Origin of the sequence: Sphingomonas insulae, assembly GCF_010450875.1 — a bacterium.
Classification (GTDB): domain Bacteria; phylum Pseudomonadota; class Alphaproteobacteria; order Sphingomonadales; family Sphingomonadaceae; genus Sphingomonas; species Sphingomonas insulae.
The window spans coordinates 3,065,868-3,088,597 of sequence record NZ_CP048422.1; the positions used below are offsets into that span (position 1 = coordinate 3,065,868).

General features: G+C 66.1%; 21 protein-coding genes and 1 tRNA gene. 10 read left to right on the forward strand and 12 right to left on the reverse strand.

Annotated elements, in window-relative coordinates:
• Positions 1–135: 135 nt before the first annotated feature.
• Both metF and GTH33_RS16185 read right to left on the reverse strand, forming a co-directional pair.
• Positions 136–1,074: a methylenetetrahydrofolate reductase [NAD(P)H] gene (gene metF, locus GTH33_RS16180; RefSeq protein WP_163959281.1), complete on the reverse strand. Its 939-nt coding sequence runs from the start codon at positions 1,072–1,074 to the stop codon at positions 136–138.
• Positions 1,071–2,063, reverse strand: a complete 993-nt coding sequence (locus GTH33_RS16185) for an ArsR/SmtB family transcription factor (protein WP_163959282.1) — start codon at positions 2,061–2,063, stop codon at positions 1,071–1,073. Before GTH33_RS16185 ends, metF begins: the two co-directional genes overlap by 4 nt.
• Before the next feature lie 97 nt (positions 2,064–2,160).
• Here GTH33_RS16185 and GTH33_RS16190 point away from each other — a divergent pair, with 97 nt between their 5' ends.
• Genes GTH33_RS16190 through GTH33_RS16200 form a run of 3 tightly spaced genes read left to right on the forward strand, consistent with a single transcriptional unit; the run spans position 2,161 to position 3,682 of the window.
• The gene (locus GTH33_RS16190) at positions 2,161–2,514 is read left to right on the forward strand and encodes a hypothetical protein (protein ID WP_163959283.1); all 354 of its coding nucleotides are present in this window, start codon (positions 2,161–2,163) and stop codon (positions 2,512–2,514) included.
• A gap of 26 nt (positions 2,515–2,540) precedes the next feature.
• Positions 2,541–2,735: a hypothetical protein gene (locus GTH33_RS16195; protein ID WP_163959284.1), complete on the forward strand. Its 195-nt coding sequence runs from the start codon at positions 2,541–2,543 to the stop codon at positions 2,733–2,735.
• On the forward strand, positions 2,732–3,682 hold the full coding sequence (locus tag GTH33_RS16200; RefSeq protein WP_163959285.1) for an aldo/keto reductase: 951 nt from the start codon (positions 2,732–2,734) through the stop codon (positions 3,680–3,682). The genes GTH33_RS16195 and GTH33_RS16200 overlap by 4 nt, the downstream gene beginning before the upstream one ends.
• 506 nt (positions 3,683–4,188) lie before the next feature.
• Here GTH33_RS16200 and GTH33_RS16205 read toward each other — a convergent pair.
• Together GTH33_RS16205 and GTH33_RS16210 are read right to left on the reverse strand one after the other, a co-directional pair.
• Entirely contained in the window at positions 4,189–5,781 is a 1,593-nt protein-coding gene (locus GTH33_RS16205; RefSeq protein WP_163959286.1) for an isocitrate lyase, read from the reverse strand.
• 136 nt (positions 5,782–5,917) lie between these two features.
• Positions 5,918–7,306 (reverse strand): helix-turn-helix domain-containing protein, encoded by a 1,389-nt coding sequence (locus tag GTH33_RS16210; protein ID WP_163959287.1) that lies wholly within the window; start codon positions 7,304–7,306, stop codon positions 5,918–5,920.
• 350 nt (positions 7,307–7,656) lie between these two features.
• Between GTH33_RS16210 and GTH33_RS16215 the strand changes: the two genes are divergently transcribed.
• Together GTH33_RS16215 and GTH33_RS16220 are read left to right on the forward strand one after the other, a co-directional pair.
• Positions 7,657–8,613, forward strand: coding sequence for a cation diffusion facilitator family transporter (locus GTH33_RS16215; protein WP_163959288.1), 957 nt, complete (start codon positions 7,657–7,659; stop codon positions 8,611–8,613).
• A gap of 54 nt (positions 8,614–8,667) precedes the next feature.
• Positions 8,668–9,327 carry a hypothetical protein gene (locus GTH33_RS16220; protein WP_243848135.1) on the forward strand — a complete coding sequence of 220 codons (660 nt, stop codon included), beginning with the start codon at positions 8,668–8,670 and terminating at the stop codon, positions 9,325–9,327.
• Between the two features lie 16 nt (positions 9,328–9,343).
• On the opposite strand, the gene GTH33_RS16225 is transcribed toward GTH33_RS16220, so the two are convergent.
• On the reverse strand, positions 9,344–9,958 hold the full coding sequence (locus GTH33_RS16225; RefSeq protein WP_163959289.1) for a DUF4893 domain-containing protein: 615 nt from the start codon (positions 9,956–9,958) through the stop codon (positions 9,344–9,346).
• Positions 9,955–10,740 carry a 3-hydroxybutyrate dehydrogenase gene (locus tag GTH33_RS16230; RefSeq protein WP_163959290.1) on the reverse strand — a complete coding sequence of 262 codons (786 nt, stop codon included), beginning with the start codon at positions 10,738–10,740 and terminating at the stop codon, positions 9,955–9,957. Before GTH33_RS16230 ends, GTH33_RS16225 begins: the two co-directional genes overlap by 4 nt.
• Positions 10,741–10,843: 103 nt before the next feature.
• Between GTH33_RS16230 and ypfJ the strand changes: the two genes are divergently transcribed.
• On the forward strand, positions 10,844–11,755 hold the full coding sequence (ypfJ, locus tag GTH33_RS16235) for a KPN_02809 family neutral zinc metallopeptidase (protein ID WP_163959291.1): 912 nt from the start codon (positions 10,844–10,846) through the stop codon (positions 11,753–11,755).
• A gap of 37 nt (positions 11,756–11,792) precedes the next feature.
• Here ypfJ and GTH33_RS16240 read toward each other — a convergent pair whose 3' ends face one another.
• The gene (locus GTH33_RS16240) at positions 11,793–13,040 is read right to left on the reverse strand and encodes an N-acetylmuramoyl-L-alanine amidase family protein (RefSeq protein WP_163959292.1); all 1,248 of its coding nucleotides are present in this window, start codon (positions 13,038–13,040) and stop codon (positions 11,793–11,795) included.
• 489 nt (positions 13,041–13,529) lie between these two features.
• Between GTH33_RS16240 and GTH33_RS16245 the strand changes: the two genes are divergently transcribed.
• On the forward strand, positions 13,530–16,292 hold the full coding sequence (locus tag GTH33_RS16245; protein WP_163960182.1) for an Rne/Rng family ribonuclease: 2,763 nt from the start codon (positions 13,530–13,532) through the stop codon (positions 16,290–16,292).
• Between the two features lie 305 nt (positions 16,293–16,597).
• Here the strand turns inward: GTH33_RS16245 and GTH33_RS16250 are convergent, their stop codons facing one another.
• Both GTH33_RS16250 and GTH33_RS16255 read right to left on the reverse strand, forming a co-directional pair.
• Positions 16,598–17,587 carry an NADP-dependent oxidoreductase gene (locus tag GTH33_RS16250; protein WP_163959293.1) on the reverse strand — a complete coding sequence of 330 codons (990 nt, stop codon included), beginning with the start codon at positions 17,585–17,587 and terminating at the stop codon, positions 16,598–16,600.
• A gap of 112 nt (positions 17,588–17,699) precedes the next feature.
• On the reverse strand, positions 17,700–18,899 hold the full coding sequence (locus GTH33_RS16255) for a DUF2171 domain-containing protein (protein WP_249054924.1): 1,200 nt from the start codon (positions 18,897–18,899) through the stop codon (positions 17,700–17,702).
• A 192-nt stretch (positions 18,900–19,091) separates the two neighbouring features.
• Here GTH33_RS16255 and GTH33_RS16260 point away from each other — a divergent pair.
• From GTH33_RS16260 to GTH33_RS16270, 3 genes are all read left to right on the forward strand, one after another.
• Positions 19,092–19,167, forward strand: a tRNA-Ala gene (locus GTH33_RS16260).
• 61 nt (positions 19,168–19,228) lie between these two features.
• Positions 19,229–19,975, forward strand: a complete 747-nt coding sequence (locus GTH33_RS16265; RefSeq protein WP_163959294.1) for an NUDIX hydrolase — start codon at positions 19,229–19,231, stop codon at positions 19,973–19,975.
• A gap of 31 nt (positions 19,976–20,006) precedes the next feature.
• Positions 20,007–20,720, forward strand: coding sequence for an extensin-like domain-containing protein (locus GTH33_RS16270; RefSeq protein ID WP_163959295.1), 714 nt, complete (start codon positions 20,007–20,009; stop codon positions 20,718–20,720).
• Between the two features lie 25 nt (positions 20,721–20,745).
• Here GTH33_RS16270 and GTH33_RS16275 read toward each other — a convergent pair whose 3' ends face one another.
• The 3 genes from GTH33_RS16275 to GTH33_RS16285 form a co-directional block, all read right to left on the reverse strand.
• Entirely contained in the window at positions 20,746–21,303 is a 558-nt protein-coding gene (locus tag GTH33_RS16275; protein ID WP_163959296.1) for a hypothetical protein, read from the reverse strand.
• A 250-nt stretch (positions 21,304–21,553) separates the two neighbouring features.
• Complete coding sequence (locus GTH33_RS16280; RefSeq protein WP_163959297.1) at positions 21,554–21,829, reverse strand: hypothetical protein; 276 nt, start codon at positions 21,827–21,829, stop codon at positions 21,554–21,556.
• Positions 21,830–21,904: 75 nt separating this feature from the next.
• The gene (locus tag GTH33_RS16285) at positions 21,905–22,684 is read right to left on the reverse strand and encodes a transglutaminase-like domain-containing protein (protein ID WP_163959298.1); all 780 of its coding nucleotides are present in this window, start codon (positions 22,682–22,684) and stop codon (positions 21,905–21,907) included.
• Positions 22,685–22,730: the final 46 nt, after the last annotated feature.

The window sequence follows — 22,730 nt, forward strand, 5'->3', positions numbered from 1 at the left end:
AGGCCCCTTCCCCGGCGAAGGCCGGCGCCCGGCTGGCAAGGTTGTCGTGACAAGCAGAGCAACGCCGTTGCGAAGGTCCACGACTCCCCCGGCGGTCGCCCGGGACGTACGGGATAAACGCCGCCCGTCACACCATCACGCCGCCGCCGCGTTCGCTACCGGCTTCGAGCGCACGCCGAGCAGGTGACAGATTGCAAACGACAGCTCCGCCTTGTTGAGCGTGTAGAAGTGCAGCGCCTTCACGCCCCCCGCATACAGCTTGCGGCTGAGTTCCGCCGCCAGCGTCGCCGCGATCAGCTGGCGCGCGGCGGGATGATCCTCCAGCCCGTCGAACAACCGCGCCATCCACGCCGGCACCTCGGTCCCGCACATCTTGCTCATCCGCACGACGCTGGCGAAATTGGTGACCGGCATGATGCCCGGTACGATCTCCGCGGTGATCCCTGCCGCCGCCACCTTGTCGCGATAGCGGAAGAACGTCTCGGGCTCATGGAAGAACTGGGTGATCGCACGCGTCGCCCCGGCATCGATCTTCGCCTTCAGATTGTCGATATCCGCCTCGACGCTGACCGAATCCGGGTGGCATTCGGGATAGGCGGCGACCGAAATCTCGAACGGGTGCAGCCGCTTCAACCCCGCGACCAGCGCCGCGGCATTCTCATAGCCGCCGGGATGGCTGACGAACGCCCCCGCATTGGGCGAATCGCCACGCAGCGCGACGATATGCCGTACGCCCGCCGCCCAATAACCTTGCGCGACCTCGTCGATCTCCGCCTTCGTCGCCTCGACGCAGGTCAGGTGCGCGGCGGCGGCCAGCGACGTCTCGCGCTGGATGCGCGCCACCGTCGCATGCGTCCGTTCGCGCGTCGATCCGCCCGCACCATAGGTCACCGATACGAAGCTGGGGCCGAGCGGCTCCAGCGTGCGCACCGCCTCCCACAGCTGTTCCTCCATCTTCTCGCTCTTCGGCGGGAAGAATTCGAACGACACGTCCAGATCGCCGGCGACATCCGCATACAGCGGCGCCTTCAGCGCGATCTGCGCCTCTTCGAGCTGGTTCACCGAAATCGTCATGCCGCCCCAACCCTTTTACCGATTTTTGTCCCGACCCCTGTCACCGGAACCTGACGCAGGTTCGCGCCCGGTTTGACGCCCAGCCACAATGTCACCGTCAATTCGCCGCCCTTCAGCGTCTCGGTCCGTGCCGGTGCCAGCCCGGCATTGCCGAACCAGCCCGCGATCTGTTCGTCCGCGAACCCCAGCCGGGTGTGCGCGTCGCGCGTCCGCAGGTCCTCGCGATCGTGCGGCGCGAAATCCGCGATCAGCAGCCGCCCGCCCGGTCCCAGCACCCGCGCCGCCTCCGCGATCGCCGCACCGGGCTGCTGCGCGAAATGGAGCACGTGGTGCAGGATCGCGACGTCCGCGGCGCCGTCCGCCATCGGCAGCGCATACAGGTCCGCCTGCCGCAATTCGGTGTTGGGCCGGTCGTGCAGCTTGGCCCGCGCCAGCCGAAGCATCTCCGATGATCGGTCGATGCCCAGCGCGCTGTCCGCCTGTTCCCCGAACACCTCCAGCATCCGCCCCGTCCCGGTGCCGATGTCGATCAGGCTGCCGAGCGGCCCGTCGCCCAGCACGCCGGCCATCGCCGCCTCCACCTGCTCTTCGGCGACATGGAGCGACCGGATCGCATCCCATTCGTCGGCATGCCCCTCGAACCATTGCGCCGCGCTCGCCGCGCGGTCGGCGCGCACCGCGGCAAGACGCGCGGCGTCCGCGACCGCCCAATGATCCGGTTCCGCCTTGGTCCACAGGTCGATCGCTGCCGCCACCGGCTGCGTCGCCGCCTGCCGCCCCAGCGCCACGAACACCCAGCTGCCCTCCTTGCGGCGCTCCGCCAGACCGGCATCGCACAGGATCTTCACGTGCCGGCTGACCCGCGGCTGGCTCTGCCCCAGCACCTGCGCCAGCTCGCCGACCGACAGCTCCATCGAGCGGAGCAGCGAAAAGATGCGCAGCCGCGTCGCATCGGCCAGGGCACGGAAGATATCGAGCGCGAGGGTCATGTCGCTTCAACATATAAAGATATCTTTATATGCGGTCAACGTGGACCCGAAACGAACCTGTCGCGTTTGCTCCGGGTTCATCGACTGGGAGATTATCATGAAGCGCTTGCTGTTCCTCGCCGCCGTTCCGCTCGCCCTCGGCGCCGCCGCCTGCAGCCAGAATGCGCAGAACGAGACCGCAGAAGCCGGCAACGCGATCGCCGCCGATACGGAGGCGACGACCCGCAACGCGGTCAGCGACGTCGATGCGGCGACCGACCAGGCCTTCGGCTCGGCCGAACGCAGCCTCGACAATGCCGGCGAGCGCATTGATGCCGCCGCCGACCGTACCGGCGATCGCCTCGACGCCGGCGCGGACCGTGCCGGTGCCGCGATCAGCAACGGTGCCGATCGTGCCGCCGATGCGACCGGAAACGCGCTTGAACGCGCCGGTCGTTCGTTGAAGGATTGATCCGTCTTCAGGGGGAGTTCGTCCGCATGTCTCGCATCGTCCTGTCGGCCGTACTCCCCCTCGCCCTGTTCGCCGCCGGTTGCTCGCGCGGCGACGGCGGCGATCCGGGCGGCGTCACGGCCGACGAAGCGGCCCAACTCAACGATGCCGCCGCGATGCTGGACGCCAACAGCATCGACCTGAACGCCGCCACCGCCAACGACACGGATCAAACGCCATGACCACGCTGCGCCGCCTGGGCTCCACCGACCTTCGCATCGCGCCACTGGTGCTGGGTGGCAACGTGTTCGGCTGGACGGCCGATCGCGCCGCCAGCTTCGCCGTCCTCGATGCATTCGTCGCGGGCGGCGGTACGATGATCGACACCGCCGACGTCTATTCCGCCTGGGTCGATGGCCACAGCGGCGGCGAATCGGAATCGATGATCGGCGAATGGCTGAAGGCGAGCGGCAAGCGGGATTCGGTGTTGATCGCGACCAAGGTCGGCATGCTGCCCGGTGACGGTGGCGAGAAACTGGCACCCGCCCGCATCACTGCCGCCGCGGAAGCATCGCTGAAACGGCTCGGCACCGATCGCATCGACCTGTATTATGCGCATCAGGACGACGACAATGTGCCGCAGGATGCGGTACTGGAGGTGTTCGGCCGGCTGATCGACGCCGGCAAGGTGCGCGTGCTCGGCGCGTCCAACTTTCATGCAGGCCGGCTGAAATCGGCGGTGGATGCGGCCAAGGACGACGGCCTGCCGCGCTACCACGTCCTCCAGCCCGAATATAACCTCGTCAGCCGCCACAAGTTCGAGGGCGAGCTGCGGGATTATTGCATCACCGAGAATATCGGCGTGCTGCCCTATTACGGCCTCGCCTCCGGGTTCCTGACCGGCAAATACCGTACGAAGGATGACCTTGGCCAAAGCGTTCGCGGTGGTCGGATGGGTGACCTGCTCGACGGCAAGGGCGCGGACGTCCTCGCCGCCATGGATCAGGTCGCCGAGGAAACCGGCGCCACCCTCGCCCAGATCGCGCTCGCCTGGCTGATCGCGCAGGAAGGCGTCACCGCCCCGATCGCCAGCGCCACCCGCGTCGAACAGGTGGAAGACCTGTTGCCGGCGATGGAACTCGCACTGACCAAGGACCAGATCGGCCGACTGGACGCCGCGGGCGCCTGACGCGGCGGGTACCGGGCGTCGGCACACCGGCCACCCCGGGAATTGAGGTTCGTCACCACGCGAACTTTTCGCTGTCCTATTTGGAAAAGTCGTGAGAGCGTCGATTCGCGGTTACTCCGCTATGACGCTCTTTCTCATCGCGATCCCGCAACCGCAGCTGCTGCACAAGTGAGACTTTCGTGACCTTCGACGGATTCTCGCGGGGTTGAGGACATCAGCATCATGGCGCGGATCGACACCCGCTCATGCCTGACCGACTACAAGCCGCACCGATGGATGCGATAGTTGCATCCCCTGCGTCTGGGCCCAAACCCCTTCCCCGCATGCTTGGGCGCAACATCACCCCGCCCCACCGTCATTCCCGCGAAGGCGGGAATCCAGACCCGCCACCCCTGCGGATCGCCCGAAACGTCAGCATCCGCGAATATCGCCCACGCGGCGACGCCGCGGATCCCGGCAGGCAAGCGACCGCAACACACCTTTCGTGTTGCGGTCGCCCCGGACGATCACGCCGCGAACTGGTTCATCGTATTGTGTGCGCCACCGGCCTTCAGTGCCGCCTCGCCCGCGAAATATTCCTTATGATCGTCACCGATGTCCGATCCGGACATGTTCTGATGCTTCACGCAGGCGATCCCCTCGCGGATTTCCTTGCGCTGCACGCCCTTCACATAGCCCAGCATGCCCGCCTCGCCGAAATACTCCCGGGCTAGATTGTCGGTCGACAGCGCCGCCGTATGATAGGTCGGCAGCGTGATGAGGTGGTGGAAGATGCCGGCCCGCGCCGCTGCATCCTTCTGGAACGTCCGGATGCGCTCGTCCGCCTCCGCGCCCAGCTCGGTACCGTCATAATCCACCGACATCAGCCGCGACCGGTCATACGCCGACACGTCGCGACCCGCCTCTGTCCAGGCGTCATACACCTGCTGGCGGAAATTCAGCGTCCAGTTGAAACTCGGGCTGTTGTTGTAGACCAGCTTGGCGTTTGGCACGACCTCGCGGATGCGGTCGACCATCGATGCGATCTGTTCGATATGCGGCTTCTCCGTCTCGATCCACAGCAGGTCGGCGCCATTCTGCAGGCTGGCGATACAATCCATCACGCAGCGGTCGGCACCGGTCCCCTCGCGGAACTGGAACAGGTTCGACGGCAGCCGCTTCGGCTTCATCAGCCTGCCGTCGCGGTTAATGACGACATCGCCGTTGATCGTCGACAGATCGGTGACCTCCTCGCAATCGAGGAAGCTGTTGTACTGGTCCCCCAGGTCGCCGGGTTCCTTGCTGACCGCGATCTGCTTGGTCAGGCCTGCGCCGAGCGAATCGGTACGGGTGACGATGATGCCGTCCTCGACGCCCAGTTCCAGGAAGGCGTAGCGGCAGGCGCGCACCTTCGCCAGGAAGTCCTCGTGCGGCACGGTGACCTTGCCGTCCTGATGCCCGCACTGCTTTTCGTCGCTGACCTGATTCTCGATCTGCAGCGCACAGGCGCCCGCCTCGATCATCTTCTTGGCGAGCAGGTAGGTCGCCTCGGCGTTGCCGAAGCCCGCGTCGATATCGGCGATGATCGGCACGACATGCGTCTGATGATGATCGATGGCCTGCACCAGCCGCTGCGCCTCGACCTCGTTGCCCGCATCGCGCGCATGGTCGAGATCGCGGAACAACAGGCTGAGTTCACGCGCATCGGCCTGGCGAAGAAAGGTGTACAGTTCCTCGATCAATGCCGGCACGCTCGTCTTCTCGTGCATCGACTGATCCGGCAGCGGACCGAATTCGCTGCGCAACGCCGCGACCATCCAGCCCGACAGATAGAGGTAGCGGCGGTTCGTGGTGCCGAAATGCTTCTTGATCGCGATCATCTTCTGCTGGCCGATGAACCCGTGCCAGCAACCCAGCGACTGGGTATACGCCGCCGGGTCCGCGTCATAGGCCGCCATGTCGCGACGCATAATCGCGGCGGTGTAGCGCGCGATGTCCAGGCCGGTCTGGAAACGGTTCTGCAGCCGCATGCGGGCGACCGCCTCCGCATCGATGCCGCCCCAGGTGGCCTGGCCGCCGATGAGCTGGCTGGCTGTGCCGATCTGCTGCTGATAGGTCATGTCGCGTCCTCGCTTCGTCTCGAATGCGAGGATCTGTATTGAAGTTGACACAACGGATCGCTGAATATCGCAACGGCTAGCGGTCAACCTGTCACAGAACGATCATCGACGATGTCATGATGTATGCATTCTTACATCAATCGCCGGCGAAGGTGAATCCCGACACCCCGCGGTCCCGCTCGTTGATCAGCAGCGCCCGGCCGGCCGGCGGCGCCGATCGCTGCGGACAGTCGGTGCGATGGCAGGCACGGCACCCCAGCCCGATCGGCGTGGCATCGCCCTTCAGGTCCACCCCCCGCGCCACCGCCAGCGCGCCGCCGAGTTCGGCCGCGACGCCGATGCCCACCGCGAATTCGGCAAGCACCCCGCCATAACGGCGACGCTGCGGCGTCACCGTCCGCGCGATCGTCAGCCACCGCGCCTTGTCCTCCAGCTCGACCAGCTGGACCGCCAGGCTGCCCGGCCGGTCGAACGCCTGATGCAGCCGCCACAGCGGGCATCGCCCCTCCGCCTCCGCCAGCGGCGATGCGCTCGCGCCCGAAAACCGCTTCGAACATTGCCCGGCCCGATCGATGCGGATCAGAAAGAACGGCAGGCCCCGCGCGCCGACCCGGTGCAGGGTTGTCAACCGGTGCGCGACCTGCTCGAACCCCGCCCCGAACCGCCGCTGCAACAATTCCAGGTCATAGCCGGTCGTCTCGCACGCCCGCAGGAAACGGGCATAGGGCATCATGACCGCCGCCGCGAAATAACTGGCGAGGTGGCGGCGGAACAGCCGCTCGGACGACCGATCGGCGAACCCCGCCCCCTTGGCCAGCGCCTCGATCTCGGCCCGCGCTTCGATCTGCGCCAGTTGATACGCGGCCGCAAAGGTGCGCGACGCGGAATCCAGCACCTCGCTCAGCTGCAACTGGCGGGCATGCAGGTCCAGCCGCCGCAACAGGTCGGGCATGACGTCGACGGGCAGGATGCGGATCGTCAGCTGGTGCTTCACCCGCAACCGCTCGGCGATCGCGCCGTACAGGTCGCCCGCACCCAGCCGCAGCTCGTCCGCCAGCGCCTCCGCCGCGCTGTCCAGATCGGCGAAATGCCCCCGCCAACGCTCGATCTCGCGGCGAACCTCGGCCACCGGGTCGACGTCGCCCGCCACGCCGCTGCCGCCGCCCGCGCCCAAACGGTCATAGACACGGGCAAACGCCTCGGCGCCGCCGGGGGCGCCGGCCAGCCATTCCCCCACCTCGTTGCGGTCGATCTCCAGATCGGCGAACATCGGGTCCGCCAGCCGCCGCCGCATCGCCGCATCGCCGCCACCCGGCTCGCCCGCAGTCAACGCCCGCGGATCGAAGTCGTAGGATTCCGCCAGCTTCACCAGCAGCGCCGCCGACAACGGCCGCTGGTTGCGCTCGACCAGGTTCAGATAGCTCGACGAAATCGCCAACGCCTCCGCCATCGCCGCCTGGGTCAACCCGGCCTGCCGACGCAGCCTGCGCACCGCATGCCCGGCAAACAACTTTCGGTCCGCCATCCTCACCTCCGTTGCTTCGAGGATCGGGTACGAAGCGCGACCTGTCAATTCGTTACATGATGACCGATCGTATTGTCAGCGTCGTATACACGGTGACCTTGCACCGCAGCCATGCCCCACTGCCCCGCCCCCGACTCTCTAGCTACCCGATTTCTCGAGAGTTTCCTGGGGAGGAAAGGTGACCGCCGGCGCTTCGTGCTCCGGCGGTCATTCCGTTTCTGCACCCGAAGGGTCCGCCCGCGACGCCTGCCGTCCGGCCGCTCTTGCTGCCCGCCGACGTGGTCGAGGGAGCCAGACCGCCTCCTCGCGCGTAGCACGCGGACGCGCGACCGGCGCGCCGGGGAGTATGCATGAGCCAGGGACTGACCGCCCGCATTCGCGAGAACATCGTCCTGTACGGCGCGCTCGCCGCCAACCTTGGCATCGGCGTCGCCAAGTTCGTGGCGGCGGGTATCACCGGGTCATCGTCGATGCTGACCGAGGGCGTGCACAGCTGCGTCGACAGCGGCAACCAGATCCTGCTGCTGTACGGCCAGCACCGGGCGAAGCGCCAGCCGGATGTCGTCCACCCCTTCGGCTATGGCCGCGAACTGTATTTCTGGGCGTTCGTAGTCGCCATCCTCATCTTCGCGGTCGGCGCCGGCGTGTCGATGTACGAAGGCTATGTCCACATCATCGAGCCGGAAGAGCTGGCGGATCCGCTGGTCAACTATATCGTGCTGGCCATCGCCTTCGCCCTGGAAGGAAGCTCGTGGTTCATCGCCATGCGGGAATTTCGCAAGGCCAAGGGCGATACCGGCTGGTGGCGCGCGATCCGGCAGAGCAAGGACCCTGCCGGCTTCATCGTCCTGTTCGAGGATTCGGCAGCGCTTGCCGGGCTCGTCATCGCCGGCATCGGCGTGTGGGCAAGCCATGCCTTCGCCGATCCGCGCATCGACGGCGTCGCCTCTATGGCGATCGGCCTGATCCTCGGGCTGGTGGCCGTCCTCCTCGCGCGTGAAGCGAAGGGGCTGCTGATCGGCGAGCGCGCGAATCCGCAGGTGGTCGAGACGGTCCGCGGCATCGTCGCCGCCCATCCGGCGATCACCCACGTCAACCACGTCCGGACGATCCACACCGCGCCCGATGCAATCTTCGTGGCGGTCAGCGCGGATTTCGACGATGCCATCACGATGGGCGATGCGGAGACGATGATCGAGCAAATGGAAGACAGCCTGCGCGCGGCGGTTCCGACCTTGAGCTCGATCTACATCCGCCCGGAAAAGCGGGAGAATGCAGCGACGTTGGCGACCATCGACACGCCGTGAAGCCCCCTACGACGGGCTTTCGAATCGCGACCGATGCAGGTACCATCCTGCGCCATGCACCGCCTGATCCTGCGCCCGTTGCTCGCCGCCACGCTGCTCGCCTGTTCCATGGTCGCGGCGGTGCCCGCCTGGGCTGCGGTGACGATCACCTTCTGGAGCCACGAACTCGGCAACAGCTTTCCGCACGCGTTCTTCACGCTGCGCGGGACCCCGGACGCGGGCGGCGCGCCGGTCGACGTCAACTACGGGTTCACGGCCAAGGCGATCTCGCCGAAGCTGCTGATGGGAACAGTCGCCGGCCGGCTGGACATCTCAAAGCCCGGTTACATCGCGGGCAGCGACGCTCAGTTCGCGATGGTGTTGAGCGACGCCCAATATGCGCAGGTGCTGACGCTGATCGCTGCCTGGGACGAAAAGACCGGTGACGGCCACTACAATCTGAACGCTCGCAATTGCGTCCATTTCGTCAAGGAAGCGGCGCGCATCGCCGGCCTTTCCGGGCTCGACCAGCCGACGCTGATGAAGAAACCACGATCGTATCTGAAGGCGGTGGCGGCGGCGAACCCGGGACGGGTCACGGTGGTGAACATGCATGGCAAGGCCTATCTCGCCTCGCTGCCGCCACTCACCGCGGCGCCGGTCGTCGTGGTATCGCCGGCGACGGTGCCGGTGGCACCGGTCGGAGCGGCAGGAGAGCTGGCGCCGGCGCATTGACGACGCGCCCGGTCCGTCAACCCGACACGATCTCCATCACGTCCAGGGTCGACTGGAAACCGGGATACGGCAATACCAGTCGCCAGCGCGTCGGCCCGATCCGCTCGACCAGCCCCGCCATGTCGCGCCTGGCATCGCGCCCGTAACGCATCGGTCGATCCTCGTCGCCGAGTGCCAGCGTGCCCAGGAATACGGTCCGCGAATCGGTGCTGTCGAACAGATTGCCGCTGGTGCGCTGGTCGCCGTCGGTGACGAAATGGCGCACGATGCCGTCCTCATCGACCCGGCATCCCGTCCAGGTTCCGCTCAGCAACGGTCGGCTGTGCGGCCCGACACCGCCGAGCCGGTGCATCCGGCAGCGGTAGGTACCCGGCTTCAGCGCCGCGCCCTGAAGGACGCGGTCCGGATCGAACAGGGCAGGATCGGCGGACAGCCCCGCCGCGCCCTCCGCCGTGGCACGCACGCGGGCGAGCGCCTGCACCCAGGCGTCACGCCAGTTTCGCAACCGCTCGCGATCCTGACGCGTCGCGACCTTGCGCCAATCGACGTCGCCGGCATTCTGCGCGCGAACCGCGACGGTGGCCAGCATCGCGCCGGCCAGCGCGACGGCCGCGATCCGCTTTGCCGTCATGCCGCGGTCCAGCCGCCGTCGACCGACAGGTTGGCGCCGGTGATCGCCTTGGCCTCGTCGCGGCACAGGAACAGCGCCAGCGCCGCCACCTGCTCTGGCGTGACGAATTCCTTGGTCGGCTGGGCGGCGAGCAGCACGTCGTTCATCACCTGGTCGCGGGTAAGGCCGCGCGCTGTCATCGTGTCGGGAATCTGCGCCTCGACCAGCGGCGTCCAGACATAGCCGGGCGAGATGCAATTGACGGTGACGCCGTGCTGCGCGGTTTCCAGCGCCAGCGTCTTGGTCAGGCCGGCGATGCCGTGCTTGGCCATCACATAGGCCGACTTGTTGGGGCTCGCCACCAGACTGTGGGCCGAAGCGGTGGTGATGATCCGGCCCCATCCCGCCGCCTTCATATGCGGCACCGCGGCCCGGGCGACATACCAGGCCGACAGCAGGTTGATGCGGATGATCGCCTCCATCCTGTCGGGCGGGAAATCCTCGATCGGCGCGACGTGCTGGATACCGGCGTTGTTGACCGCGATGTCGACGCTGCCGGTTTCGCGAACGGCGCGATCGACCAGGGCGGCGATGTCATCGGGGCGGGTCATGTCGGCGGCGTCGTACAGCGCCGCCGCCCCGCTGGTCGCCGCCAGTTCGGCGCGCAGGCGCTCGATCTGTTCCGCATCGCCAAAGCCGTTGAGGACCACCGCCGCGCCCTCTGCCGCGAATGCCCGCGCATAGGCGAGGCCGATGCCCGATGTGGAACCGGTGACGATCGCGGTCTTGCCCTTGAGGAACATGCATCTCTTCTCCTGATGACGCCGTCGTCCTGCGTCTCCCCGCACAACGTTGCAACCGGTGGGAGGTTCGCGCATTCGTAACGCAAGCTAAACGGAGCCTGCCATGCGTCTCGACGATTTCGATCCTAATATTGACGTGGGCGACCAGGGCAATCGCGGCGGCGGATTTGGCGGCGGGGGCGGTGGCGGCGGGTTGCTGTTCGGTCTGCTGCCGCTGATCGGCAGTCGTTTCGGATGTGGCGGCATCGTGGTCGTGCTGCTGCTGTTTGCGGTCTTCGGCGGGCTGGGCAACCTCGGCAGCATGATCGGTGGTGGCGGCGGCGGGACGCAGGTCACCCGCAGCGCACCTGCCGACGCCGGGTCGGCGACCCAAATCTGCCGGTCGGACCCCGCGAAGAAGGCGGCGTGCGACGCGTTCAGTTCCGCGCAAAAGACATGGTCGGCGGTCTTCGCGCAAACCGGCCAGCGGTTCCAGCCACCGGGCTTGCGCTTCTTCTCGCAGAACGGCCAGTCCGGCTGCGGCGCGGCGCAGTCGGCGATGGGTCCATTCTACTGCCCGACCGACCAGCGCATCTACCTCGACACCAGCTTCTTCGACGAACTCGCCAACCGCTTCGGCGCCAAGGGCGATTTTGCGCAGGATTACGTGATCGCCCATGAATTCGGGCATCACATCCAGAACCTGCTCGGCACGTCCGACCAGGTTCAGCGCGTCCAGCGCAGCAGCAGCGAGGCGGAGGGCAATGCCGCATCGGTGCGGCTCGAACTGCAGGCGGATTGCTATGCCGGCGTATGGGCCGCCCAGAACCGCAGCCGCATGGAACCGGGCGATCTGGAAGAAGGGCTGACCGCCGCGCAGGCGATCGGCGACGACACCTTGCAAAAGGAAAGCCAGGGTCGCGTCGTCCCGGACAGCTTCACCCACGGCACTTCGGCGCAACGCAAGGCTTGGCTGCAACGCGGCCTGCAGAGCGGCGACCCGGCGCAATGCGACACCTTCTCCGGCGCGATCTGAGAATGCCCGCTCTCCTCCCGTCGCGGGAGGGGAGCGGTTACCGGCTCGCCATCTGGCGCGCGAAATGCACCTCGACCGCCTTGGTCACGCTTTCCGCAATGCGCTCACGCCCGTCGCGGCTGTCGAGGAACGCCGCATCGCCGGGGTTCGAGATATACCCGGTCTCGAACAGGATCGACGGCATGTCGGGCGCCTTCAGCACCATCAGCGACGCCATGCGATGAAAGACGGGCTTCGTCGGTATCAGCGGCTTGGCCTCACGCCCCAATAATCGGGCAAAGCTGGCGGAGGTGTTCATCGTTTCGCGCTGGGTCAGGTCGATCAGGATCGAGGATACGTCCGCCCCCGCCTCCCCCAGGTTTACGCCGGATATCACGTCCGCCTTGTTCTCCCGGCTTGCCAGCCGCGCCGCCTCCTTGTCCGAAGCGACTTCCGACAGGGTATAGACCGACGCGCCCGAGGCATCGCCGCTGCCGACGCTGTCGCAATGGATCGAGATGAACAGGTTGGCCTTCAGCCGCCGCGCGATGCCATAGCGTTCGCGCAGGACCAGATAGCGGTCGTCGTCGCGGGTCAGTGCCACCCGCACCCGGCCGCTCGCCAGCAGCTCGTCACGGATCGCCTTGGCGATCCGCAGCGTCACGTCCTTTTCGCGCAACCCGGATTCCGGATTGATCGCGCCGGGATCGACACCGCCATGGCCGGCATCGATGACCACCAGCGGGCGGCTGTCGTCGCCGCGGACGCGTGGCAGCGCGACGCCGCGCGCGGGCGGCGGAACGGGGATCGAAACCTTGTACTTCGGCCGCGCCGCCCAATCGCCGAAATCGAACGCCATGAAACTGAGCGGCCCTGCGGCACTCGCCGCGGTAAAGCGTGCGGCGCTGACCGGCTGCAGCGACAGGGTGAGGCTGCGCCCCTCCGCATCGAACCCGCCATCGCCGATGATCGCGGGGCGTGAGAGATCGAACAGCAGCCGGGTCCCGCCGTCCTGTCGCATCTGGCGCACGCCGCTCACCGGCCCGCCCGCCACCGCCAGCATGCCGGGCAGCGCGCCCGCCACGTCCACCGCGATCTGGCGGGTGCCGTCCAGCATGAGGCCGGTGGCATCGCCGACCCGCCCGTCGAAACGGATGACAATCCGGCCATCCTGCACCGCCACGCTGCGGATCGCCGTCGCGGCCCAGGCGGGCGCGCTCGTCAACCATCCGGCGAACAGGGCGATTACCGCGAACACACGGCGTCCTTGCCGCGCGGAGGGTGCGCGGGTCCAGCGAAAAGCCATTGCTAACCCCTTTTGGCGATTCTCCTGCGATCGCCGGGGTTTGTTCTACCGGCGGGGGTGCGAACGCGAGGTTGCCCGGCAAGGTTAATCCGGTCTTCGGCATTATTTTGCCGGGCCGACCGGCAAATTGCTGCCAGTTGCGGTACGCGGGGTCCGATGCTACCAACGGACTGCACCCGTGCGTCGCGCGCTCCGTAAGACGCGAAGCACAGGTCCCCGCCCCTTCCTGGGTCGGGTTTAACCAGGTTGACGCTCGCATGACGCACTTTTCCAACGTTCGACACCGCCCGGCCTCGGCCGGCGGCGTGTCGAACGTGTGGGAGGGCCGAGCCCCCCGATGTGCCGGGCGAGCAGACGCATCTTTGCCACACACCCGCGCCGGTTCGCCCGGCGCCATCTATCAACGCGCATGCGCGCCCTCCGGACCAGCCCTGTCAGGGCCTCCCGCAGGAGCGCCACGCGCGCGGAGACTATCCAATGACCACGCGTATGCTGATCGACGCACGCCACCGGGAAGAGACCCGGGTCGCCGTCGTCAAGAATAACCGGATCGAAGAGTTCGATTTCGAGAGTGCCGAGCGCAAGCAGCTCAAGGGAAATATCTACCTCGCCAAGGTGACGCGCGTCGAGCCGTCGCTCCAGGCGGCGTTCGTAGACTACGGTGGCAATCGCCACGGCTTCCTGGCGTTCAGTGAAATCCACCCGGATTACTATCAGATCCCCAAGGAAGACCGCGATGCGCTGCTCCGCGAGGAAGCGGAGCATGCCGCCGAGGAAGCCGCGCTGCGCGCCGAACACGACAGCGACGACGACGATCATGCCGAACATGACGGCGACGACCACGACGATTACGACGACGCCGATCACGGCGACGACGATGCGGAGCATGACGATGCCGGCAGCGACGCTGGTACCTCGGACGGCACGTCGAAGAAGCCGCGCACGGCGAATGACGATCAGGTGGAGGCGCTGCGCCAGCGCCGCATGAACCTGCGCCGCCGCTACAAGATTCAGGATGTCATCCGCCGCCGTCAGGTGCTGCTGGTGCAGGTCGTCAAGGAAGAGCGCGGCAACAAGGGTGCGGCGCTGACCACCTACCTCAGCCTCGCCGGCCGTTACTGCGTGCTGATGCCCAACACGTCGCATGGCGGCGGGATCAGCCGCAAGATCAGCAACGCCGCCGATCGCAAGCGCCTGAAGTCGATCATGGCCGACATGCAGCTGCCGCCGTCGATGGGCTGCATCGTCCGCACTGCCGGGCTTCAGCGTACGAAGGTCGAGATCAAGCGCGATTTCGATTACCTCGCCCGCCTGTGGGACGGGATCCGCGAAGCGACCCTTGGCTCCGCCGCGCCGGCGCTGATCTATGGCGACAGCGACCTCATCAAGCGCGCGATCCGCGACATCTACAACAAGGACATCGACGAGGTGATCGTCGAGGGCGAGGAAGGCTACCTCCACGCCAAGGAATTCATGAAGCTGCTGATGCCCAGCCACGGCCGGCGCATCAAGCAATATGCCGATGCGGTGCCGCTGTTCCAGCGCGCGCACGTCGAGGATCAGCTCGCCGCGATGTACCACCCCGTGGTGCAGCTGAAGTCGGGCGGCTACCTGGTCATCAACCCGACCGAAGCGCTGGTGTCGATCGACATCAACTCCGGCCGTTCGACCCGCGAACACAATATCGAACAGACCGCCACCGCGACCAATCTGGAAGCGGCCAAGGAAATCGCCCGCCAGTTGCGCCTGCGCGACATGGCCGGTCTCGTCGTCATCGACTTCATCGACATGGATAACAATTCCAATGTCCGGAAGGTCGAGAAGGCGATGAAGGAAGCGCTGAAGGACGATCGCGCCCGCATTCAGGTCGGTCGCATCTCGTCGTTCGGCCTGATGGAGATGAGCCGCCAGCGCCTGCGCACCGGCGTGCTCGAAGCGTCCACCCGCGCCTGCCCGCATTGCGAGGGTACCGGCCTCGTCCGCACCGCGTCGTCGGCAGGATTGTCGGCGCTGCGCATGATCGAGGACGAAGCGGCTCGCGGTCGCGGCTCGCTCCTCACGCTGCGTGCCAGCCAGGAAGCGACGATCTACGTCCTCAACCGCAAGCGCGCGGACATCGCCGAGATCGAGGAACGCTACGGCGTCCAGGTCGAGATCATCCCCGATCGCGAGGAAGAGGGCGCACGCATGTCGGTGGAGGCCAGCGGTCCGCCGCCGGCTTATGCGCCGCGCATCGAAGCGCTGATCGAGGAGGATTACGACGATGTCCCCGAGGAGATCGAGGACGAGGAAGAGGACGAGATCGTCGAGGAGGCCGAGGAACAGCCGCAGCGCGAAGGTCGCGAAGGCGGTCGCCGTCCCGAAGGACGCGAAGAGCGTGGCGACGACGAGGGCGAAGGGCGTGGTCGTGGCCGTCGTCGCCGCCGTCGTGGTCGGCGCGGTCGCAAGGACGAAAACGGCGACGTCCAGGACGAGGCCGAGGGCGACACCGTCGAGGGCGACGGCACCGACGCGGACGCCGGTAGCGACGTCGACGCCCCCGAAGTCGGCGAAGGCGGGAGCACCGAGTTCGTCGGCGAGCAGCCGCAGGGTGAGGGCCGCCGCCGCCGTGGCCGTCGCGGTCGCCGTGGTGGCCGCCGTCAGCCGGAGGGCATGGAGGCCGAAGGCGCCAACGATCCGCAATTCCCGGCGGAAGATCAGGGTGCGGCAGACGATCAGGGCGACGATGCCGAACGCGAGCCGATCGCCGAGGCCGGCGATGCGGGCCCGGTGACCACTGGTCTCGATGCCCCTGCCCCCGCCACGACGCAGGAAGATGCGCCGGTCGAAGCGCCCAAGACCCGCCGTCGTCCCCGCGCCCGCGCTGCGGCTCCGGCCGTAGAAGCGTCGGCGGCGGTTTCGGCGCCGGTCGAGGAACAGGCGCCCGCCCCCGGAGCAGATGCGCCGGCAGCCAAGCCGAAGCGTACCCGCAAGAAGGCAGCCCCGGCTCCTGCCGCCGAGGAAGCGGTCGTGGACGTGCCGGTTGCCGATGCTCCGGTAGCCGAGGACAAGCCGAAACGCCGCCGGACCCGCAAACCTGCCGCGGCCGACACTGCTCCCGCAGAGGTAACGACGCCGGCCGAAGAGCCCGCTGCCGAGCCGCAAGCTTCGGGGATGGTGGCACAGGACGATAGCGCTTCGGCCGACGACGCGCAGCCAGGCGATGGCGACGCGCCTCGCCGGGGATGGTGGCAACGCACCTTCGGCGCCTGATGCATATGACGAACCCCTCCCGCTCATCTGAGCGGGAGGGGTTTTTATTGAATGCCCAGTATTCAGTGTTTAGGTCTGACGTACGGCTTGGCGACGAAGCGCCGGGTCATCGCCCTACTTCGTATCGGCATATCTGCTGCCGGATCCCGGCCAGCATCTAAACGATCACAAAGTTCGACCTATCGGCGATCATCTTTAGGCCGCAGGGTTCGATCGGAACCGGCCACCCCTTCTGCCTCGCCGTCACCACCGCGGACATCGGGTCCGCATGCATCCGTGGAGGCGGATACATGCGGACGAAGGACTTAGACCCGGACCAACATCTTGCCCGTGTTACCGCCCGTGAATAGGCCCAGGAACGCATCCGGCATCGCATCGATCCCGTCGAACACCGTCTCGTTGCGCTGCAATCTGCCATCCTTCAGCCAACCGCCCATGTCGCGGTAGAACTCCGCAGCCCGGTCCATATAGTCGCTGACGATGAAGCCCTGCACACGCATCCGCATGCCGATCAGACGCGCAAGGTAGCGTAGCTCGGTCGCCTTGCCGCTGTTGTAGACGTCGATCATTCCGCAGATCGCAAAGCGCGCACCCTGATTACCGTGCGCCAGCGCTGCGTCGAGATGCTCGCCCCCCACGTTGTCGAAATACACGTCGATTCCGTTACGCGCGACCTCGCCCAATGCCTTCACCACAGGGGTACCACCCTTGTAATCGATCACCGCATCGGCGCCCAGCGATTCCACCCAGGCGCACTTTTCCGGGCCACCGGCCGATCCGATCACGCGGCAGCCCTTCGCCTTGGCGATCTGCACCACCGTCGACCCAACCGCACCAGCCGCAGCGGATACGAACACGGTATCACCTTCCTTGGCACCGGCGACTTCCAGCAGGCCGAAATAGGCGGTCATTCCCGGCATACCGAGCTGGCCCAGAAAGGCCTGCGGGTCGACGTCGATCTGCGGTAACGGCTGGACCTGGTCGGCAGGCAGAACCGCTTCGTCGCGCCAGCCGGCGAAATGCTGAACCGTATCTCCTTGCTTGAACTTGTCCGAACGGCTCTCGATCACCTCGCCGATCGCTCCGCCCTGCATCGGCGCGCCGAGCTCGAATGGCGGCGTATAGCTCTTCACGTCGTTCATACGCCCGCGCATGTACGGGTCGACCGACAACCAGCTGTTGGCGATGCGAACCTCGCCGTCCTTCAGGTCGCGCGCGCCGAGATCGACCAGCGCGAAATTGTCCATCGTCGGCATGCCCTGCGGCCTGGATGTGAGGGTCCACGCACGTGCCATTGTCACTTCTCCTGCTGATGTGGTCGCAACTTGGCCATATCAGTTGCATGTCGCAACGAAAAAGGCCCGGGAGTGCTCCCGAGCCTTTCGTGATCCGGCGTTTCAGCCGAATTCAATATGTTCCGGAGAAGCTCTTGTTGAGCGTCTTGTCTCCGGTGGTGGCGCTGCTCGCAGTCGATTGACTGCCGGTCGCAGATGCCGACGATTGGCTGTTTGCCTGTCCATAACGCGTGCGATCGCTGCTCTCGTCACCGAACATGGCCTGGTTGCGCTCCTCATCGCGCCATGCCTTCTTGGCGTCCGCCGCCGACTTGCTCAGCGTAACCTTGCTGTCGACGGTTTGCAGCCAGCTTGACGGAATCGAGTGATGGCGGCCGCCGGCGTCGGCATCGTTCTTGGTGAGCAGGATGCGATCGCCACGGACCTTGTCGACCGTTCCGACATGCTCGCCGTCGGATCCGACGACATCCATATGCTCTTCGACAGCATTCAGCGCGTCACGCTGGGTCTGGCGCGTCGAACGCCATGCACCGAATTCGTTGTGGAACTTCGACCGGTTCTCGCGCCGGTATTCGTCGTAATCCCGATCCAGCGACTGGATCTGACCCCGACGCCAGCTGTGATAATCGTCGTCCCGATCGTTGTCGTAGCGATCGTCCATCCGCGAATCATATTCGCGGCGGCGTTCGGCGTCCTCATCCCCGAACCAGGAACGGACTTCATCACCCGCGCGCGCGAAGAAACCGCGATCGTCGTAATCGTAACCCTGCGGTTGCCGGCCATAGCCCTGCTGCCGCTGACGGCCATAATCCTGTTGCGAGCCCTGACTGCCGCCGCGATAATTGTCGTCGTCAGCGTGCGCGTAACGACCATGGTCTTCGAAACGACGGCTGCCCGAACCGTAGCTGCCGTGATATTCGCGCTCCTGTCCGCGGCCCGCATCGGCACCGTAGCGACCGCGATCGGCGTAACCGCGGCTCTGGTCGTCCCGGTCGTAGCTGGCGCTGCGTCCACCATAATAGTCGCGCCCGCTGTCATTGCGCTGCTGGTCGCGCTGTCCATAGCGCTGGTTGCCGTAATCGCGGCCGCCATAAGCCTGCCGATCATGGTCGCCGCCTTGGCCGGCGGCCTGATAGTCGCGCGCGCTGGAATAGCTGTAGTCGCGACCGGAACCGTAGTCGCGGCCGTAATCCTGCGGATCGGTGCGCCCGTAATAGTCGCCCTGAGGGTTGGTACCGCGTGGATAGCGTTCGTAGCCCATGATCGTCTCCTGCATGATCGTCCTGCGGGTGCGGGGCGTGTCGTTTCGCACGTCCCTGCTCCGTGGCTATCAAAGGACAAAACGCCGCTTCGTTCCGATTGTTGGGCGATCGCAACGACATTGCGTGCCGGAAGGCGGACGGTTCGTCGCAGAGATTTTGTCGCGGTGCCGATCGCACCCTGTTGCATCCGTATCACGAGGCCGCTAATGGCGGCCCTCTCGGGCACAGCCCGGTCGGGGTGCGGGGCTGTAGCTCAGATGGGAGAGCGCTGCAATCGCACTGCAGAGGTCAGGGGTTCGATTCCCCTCAGCTCCACCACCACCCCGCTTCCCGTCATCATTAGCGCGACCAACACGGCGGCAGCGCGTTACAGCGGATCATGCTTCATGAACCGATCCCTGCCGCAACCCTCGTCCTGATTCGCGATCGCGCCGACGGACCGCCCGAATTGTTGATGGTCGAACGTGCGAAGGCCATGGCCTTCGCCGGTGGCGCGATGGTGTTTCCGGGCGGGCGGATCGACCCTGGTGACCACGCGCTGGCCGAGCAGGTCGACGCCGGTGATGACGTGGCCGCCAAGGTCGCGGCGATCCGCGAAACGATCGAGGAAGCCGGTGTTGCGGTCGGCCTGTTTCCCGAGCCATCGGCGGATCGCCTCGCCGTCATCCGCGACCACTTGCACGATGGCAGGCCGTTTGGCGCAATTCTGGCGGATGAGGGGATTACGCTCGCGCTCGACCAGCTCGTGCCGTTCGCGCGCTGGTTGCCCGATCACCCGAACATGCGCATCTTCGATACGCTGTTCTTCCTCGCGCGCGCGCCGGTACAGGCCCATGCCACCGTCGACGCGACCGAGAACGTTCGGCTGACGTGGACGACCGCTGCCGACCTGCTCGTCGATGCGGACGCGGGTCTGGCGACGATCATCTATCCCACGCGCCGCAACCTCGAACGACTGGCGCTGTTCGCGAGTTATGACGAGGCGGTCGCGCAAGCCTGTGGCCATCCCGTGCGCGTCATCACGCCTTTTACCGAGGATCGCGACGGGGTGCCGTATCTCTGCATCCCGGACGATCTGGGTTATCCGGTGACCGCAGAGCCGATGAGCGCAGCGATGCGCGGGTGATCGGGGCGGTGCCGTGAAGATGCTGCGTCGCATGATCGGCTGGATCACCGCCGTGCTGGCGACTGGCGCGGCGGCATTTCTGCTGTGGGCGTTGGCAAAGGACAGACCGCAGGACCTGCCATGGACGCCGTTGGATCTCGGCGAGCCGATCGGCCTGTTCACCGGCCGCAAGCTTGGCGCACTAACCGCGAATTTTCCGCAATGTCGGGCGCTGCTCACCTCGGCGGGCGTAAACTACCTCATATTGCCCCCCCGCGATGACGGAGAACGTTGCGGCTATGCCGATGGCGTGCGGTTCGTCCAGGGCGGGGCCCGGCGGATCGACTTTCGACCGGCAAACCTTGGCGTCGCCTGCCCCGTCGCGGCGGCGCTCGCATCCTGGGAATGGAACGTGGCGCAACCGGCCGCGCAGAAGCATTTTGGCAGCAGGGTGACGAGCATCGACCATTTCGGTAGCTATGCCTGCCGAAGGATTTACGGACGGGATGCTGGAACCTGGAGCGAGCATTCCACCGCCGACGCAATCGACATCGCTGGTTTCCGTCTGGCGGACGGAACGCGCATTACAGTGATGGGCGATTGGAACGGGCAGGGCGCCAAGGCGGCGTTCTTGCGCGACGTGCGCGATGGCGCCTGCAAGCTGTTCGCAACGACACTATCGCCGGATTACAACGCCGCTCATCGCGATCACTTGCACTTGGATCAGGCGAACCGAGGTAGCGCGGGCTGGCGCGCATGCCGGTAATTTCGCGCAGCTGTGCTTTGAAGGGTCAATGCGGCAGAGCCGCGGACCCGTTGTCCACCTTTTCTACCCAATGAGGGAAAAACGCCGGACGCCGATTTGACCAGCCCGATGCGGTCGCCGCAGCTTCGCTGATGGATTGGAGGAGCTGGCGACGTAGTTCTGGATGCAGGTGGGGCAATGCCGCAGCGGCGCAAAAAGCGCTCGGCAACCACGGCCGGGCTTCCGCGCCGATCAGACGTTCGTACAGGAAGCGAAAGGCGGAAAAGCTGGTCAGGCGCCCCTGCCCCAGGTCGAACCCGACCAACGTCACCAACGGCGCAAGGAACGGTTCGACCGCAGCAAGGTCGGCATCGTCCGGGACGAGCAGCCGCAGGTCCGGCAAGGCACGATAGAGCCGCGCCTGCGCGCGGATACTCGCCGCTTCGACGACATCGCGGGACCAGCGCATCATCGCATCGTCGCGGTCCAGACCGATGTCCAGGCTGCGCCGGATATAGCGCTGCGTCGCGGCCGGAAAGCTCGCGAATTCCTTCATCTCGGCGAGCGTCATCGCGCCTTCTGCCGGTTTCATCCTGGAACCCATGTCCGTCACCCCGCCCGCCAGTGAACACTGTCGGGACCATGGCACAAGATGGTTAACAGCCGCCTTAACGCCATCGCCCGATAGTCATCAAAGCATCATGAAAGCTGCTGCACCGCAACAACCAATACGAGGGACCGCACTCATTTGGTCGCAAACACCAGCGCCTGCGGCTTTGCCGCAACATTCATCTTCGTAGCATATGACAACGGCGGCCCCGTCAGGGACCGCCGTTCATGCCGTTCAACCGGACCTATTGCTGCCGATTTCGCTCGGCCTCCTCGTCATATCCGGATGACGGCGCCGGGCCATGATTATGCACCGGCTGGGTGGACGACGGCGGATCGCTTGCGTCCATCGATTCGTCCAACCCTGCATCCAGCCGCGCATCGGAGCTTTCCGGGTTCTTTTCCAAACGCTTGTTGATCGACTTGTCCTGGCCGGCATCCTGGCGCGGGTTACGCTCCTGGTTGCTGGCGTTCGGCGCGACCGACAGGCTGTCCAGTGCCTTCTCGTCGATACTGGTCATGGTGACACCCTCCTATGGTTACAGGGACAGAACGATTGCTGGATCGTTTCCGTTCCTGTGGCCACGCCATCACCATCACACCCGTGTGACCCGTACGGTCTGGCGGACAAACTGCGCGGTACCGAACACGGTCATGAACGCGATGTCCGTCGCATCACGACCGACGCATACCCGAGCGATCGATTCCGCCGGGGCCATGCGGGTCGCGTCGACCAGTCGCCAGGCGCCGTCCAGCCACAGTTCCGCCACGGCGTGGAAATCAGGCGGGTCGACCCCCGGTGCGTAGGCAGCGACGCAGCGCGCCGGAATTTCCCCTGCACGTGCCAATGCGACCAGCAGATGGGAATAATCGCGGCAGACGCCCGATCGGCTTGCGAACGTATCGAGCGCAGTCGTCTCGCCACTGCTGGTATTGGAGCGATAATCGAGCGATTCCGCGACCCAGTCCGCCATCGCGGCGGCGAGGGCCCCACCCCGCAGCGTGCCGAACTGGCGTTGGACGAACCCTTCCAGACGGTCCGACTGACAATAACGGCTCGGCAGCAGGTAGGGGACCAGCGCACCGTCCAGCGCGCGCGCCGGCGTCGGTCGCAGCGACCCCAGATCGACCGCCTCACGCACGACATCGACGGTCGCGCGATATTCCGCCTTCAGCCAATTGTCGGCGCGGATCCAGCAGCGCTGGCCGATCCCGTCCTCGCCACGCACCGCGGCGATCGGATTGTCGCTCCAGATATTCAGCACTTCGGAGACGATGCGCTGGTCCGGCATCGCCGCAACCTCGATTTGCATCAGCACGTCGGCCGGCGGGCCGATGATGGCATAGTCCAGATCGACGGCGATCGAGAGCCGCATGAGCGTGTGTTCCTGGCTTCGGGAGCGATGGGAGCAAGCAAAAAAG

What these genes read in the sequence shown, in the direction of transcription:
- metF (WP_163959281.1), bottom strand. Translation starts at nt 1,074, where the DNA reads ATGACGATTTCGGTGAACCAGCTCGAAGAGGCGCAGATCGCGCTGAAG.
- GTH33_RS16185 (WP_163959282.1), bottom strand. Translation starts at nt 2,063, where the DNA reads ATGACCCTCGCGCTCGATATCTTCCGTGCCCTGGCCGATGCGACGCGG.
- GTH33_RS16190 (WP_163959283.1), top strand. Translation starts at nt 2,161, where the DNA reads ATGAAGCGCTTGCTGTTCCTCGCCGCCGTTCCGCTCGCCCTCGGCGCC.
- GTH33_RS16195 (WP_163959284.1), top strand. Translation starts at nt 2,541, where the DNA reads ATGTCTCGCATCGTCCTGTCGGCCGTACTCCCCCTCGCCCTGTTCGCC.
- GTH33_RS16200 (WP_163959285.1), top strand. Translation starts at nt 2,732, where the DNA reads ATGACCACGCTGCGCCGCCTGGGCTCCACCGACCTTCGCATCGCGCCA.
- GTH33_RS16205 (WP_163959286.1), bottom strand. Translation starts at nt 5,781, where the DNA reads ATGACCTATCAGCAGCAGATCGGCACAGCCAGCCAGCTCATCGGCGGC.
- GTH33_RS16210 (WP_163959287.1), bottom strand. Translation starts at nt 7,306, where the DNA reads ATGGCGGACCGAAAGTTGTTTGCCGGGCATGCGGTGCGCAGGCTGCGT.
- GTH33_RS16215 (WP_163959288.1), top strand. Translation starts at nt 7,657, where the DNA reads ATGAGCCAGGGACTGACCGCCCGCATTCGCGAGAACATCGTCCTGTAC.
- GTH33_RS16220 (WP_243848135.1), top strand. Translation starts at nt 8,668, where the DNA reads ATGCACCGCCTGATCCTGCGCCCGTTGCTCGCCGCCACGCTGCTCGCC.
- GTH33_RS16225 (WP_163959289.1), bottom strand. Translation starts at nt 9,958, where the DNA reads ATGACGGCAAAGCGGATCGCGGCCGTCGCGCTGGCCGGCGCGATGCTG.
- GTH33_RS16230 (WP_163959290.1), bottom strand. Translation starts at nt 10,740, where the DNA reads ATGTTCCTCAAGGGCAAGACCGCGATCGTCACCGGTTCCACATCGGGC.
- ypfJ (WP_163959291.1), top strand. Translation starts at nt 10,844, where the DNA reads ATGCGTCTCGACGATTTCGATCCTAATATTGACGTGGGCGACCAGGGC.
- GTH33_RS16240 (WP_163959292.1), bottom strand. Translation starts at nt 13,040, where the DNA reads ATGGCTTTTCGCTGGACCCGCGCACCCTCCGCGCGGCAAGGACGCCGT.
- GTH33_RS16245 (WP_163960182.1), top strand. Translation starts at nt 13,530, where the DNA reads ATGCTGATCGACGCACGCCACCGGGAAGAGACCCGGGTCGCCGTCGTC.
- GTH33_RS16250 (WP_163959293.1), bottom strand. Translation starts at nt 17,587, where the DNA reads ATGGCACGTGCGTGGACCCTCACATCCAGGCCGCAGGGCATGCCGACG.
- GTH33_RS16265 (WP_163959294.1), top strand. Translation starts at nt 19,229, where the DNA reads ATGCTTCATGAACCGATCCCTGCCGCAACCCTCGTCCTGATTCGCGAT.
- GTH33_RS16270 (WP_163959295.1), top strand. Translation starts at nt 20,007, where the DNA reads ATGATCGGCTGGATCACCGCCGTGCTGGCGACTGGCGCGGCGGCATTT.
- GTH33_RS16275 (WP_163959296.1), bottom strand. Translation starts at nt 21,303, where the DNA reads ATGGGTTCCAGGATGAAACCGGCAGAAGGCGCGATGACGCTCGCCGAG.
- GTH33_RS16280 (WP_163959297.1), bottom strand. Translation starts at nt 21,829, where the DNA reads ATGACCAGTATCGACGAGAAGGCACTGGACAGCCTGTCGGTCGCGCCG.
- GTH33_RS16285 (WP_163959298.1), bottom strand. Translation starts at nt 22,684, where the DNA reads ATGCGGCTCTCGATCGCCGTCGATCTGGACTATGCCATCATCGGCCCG.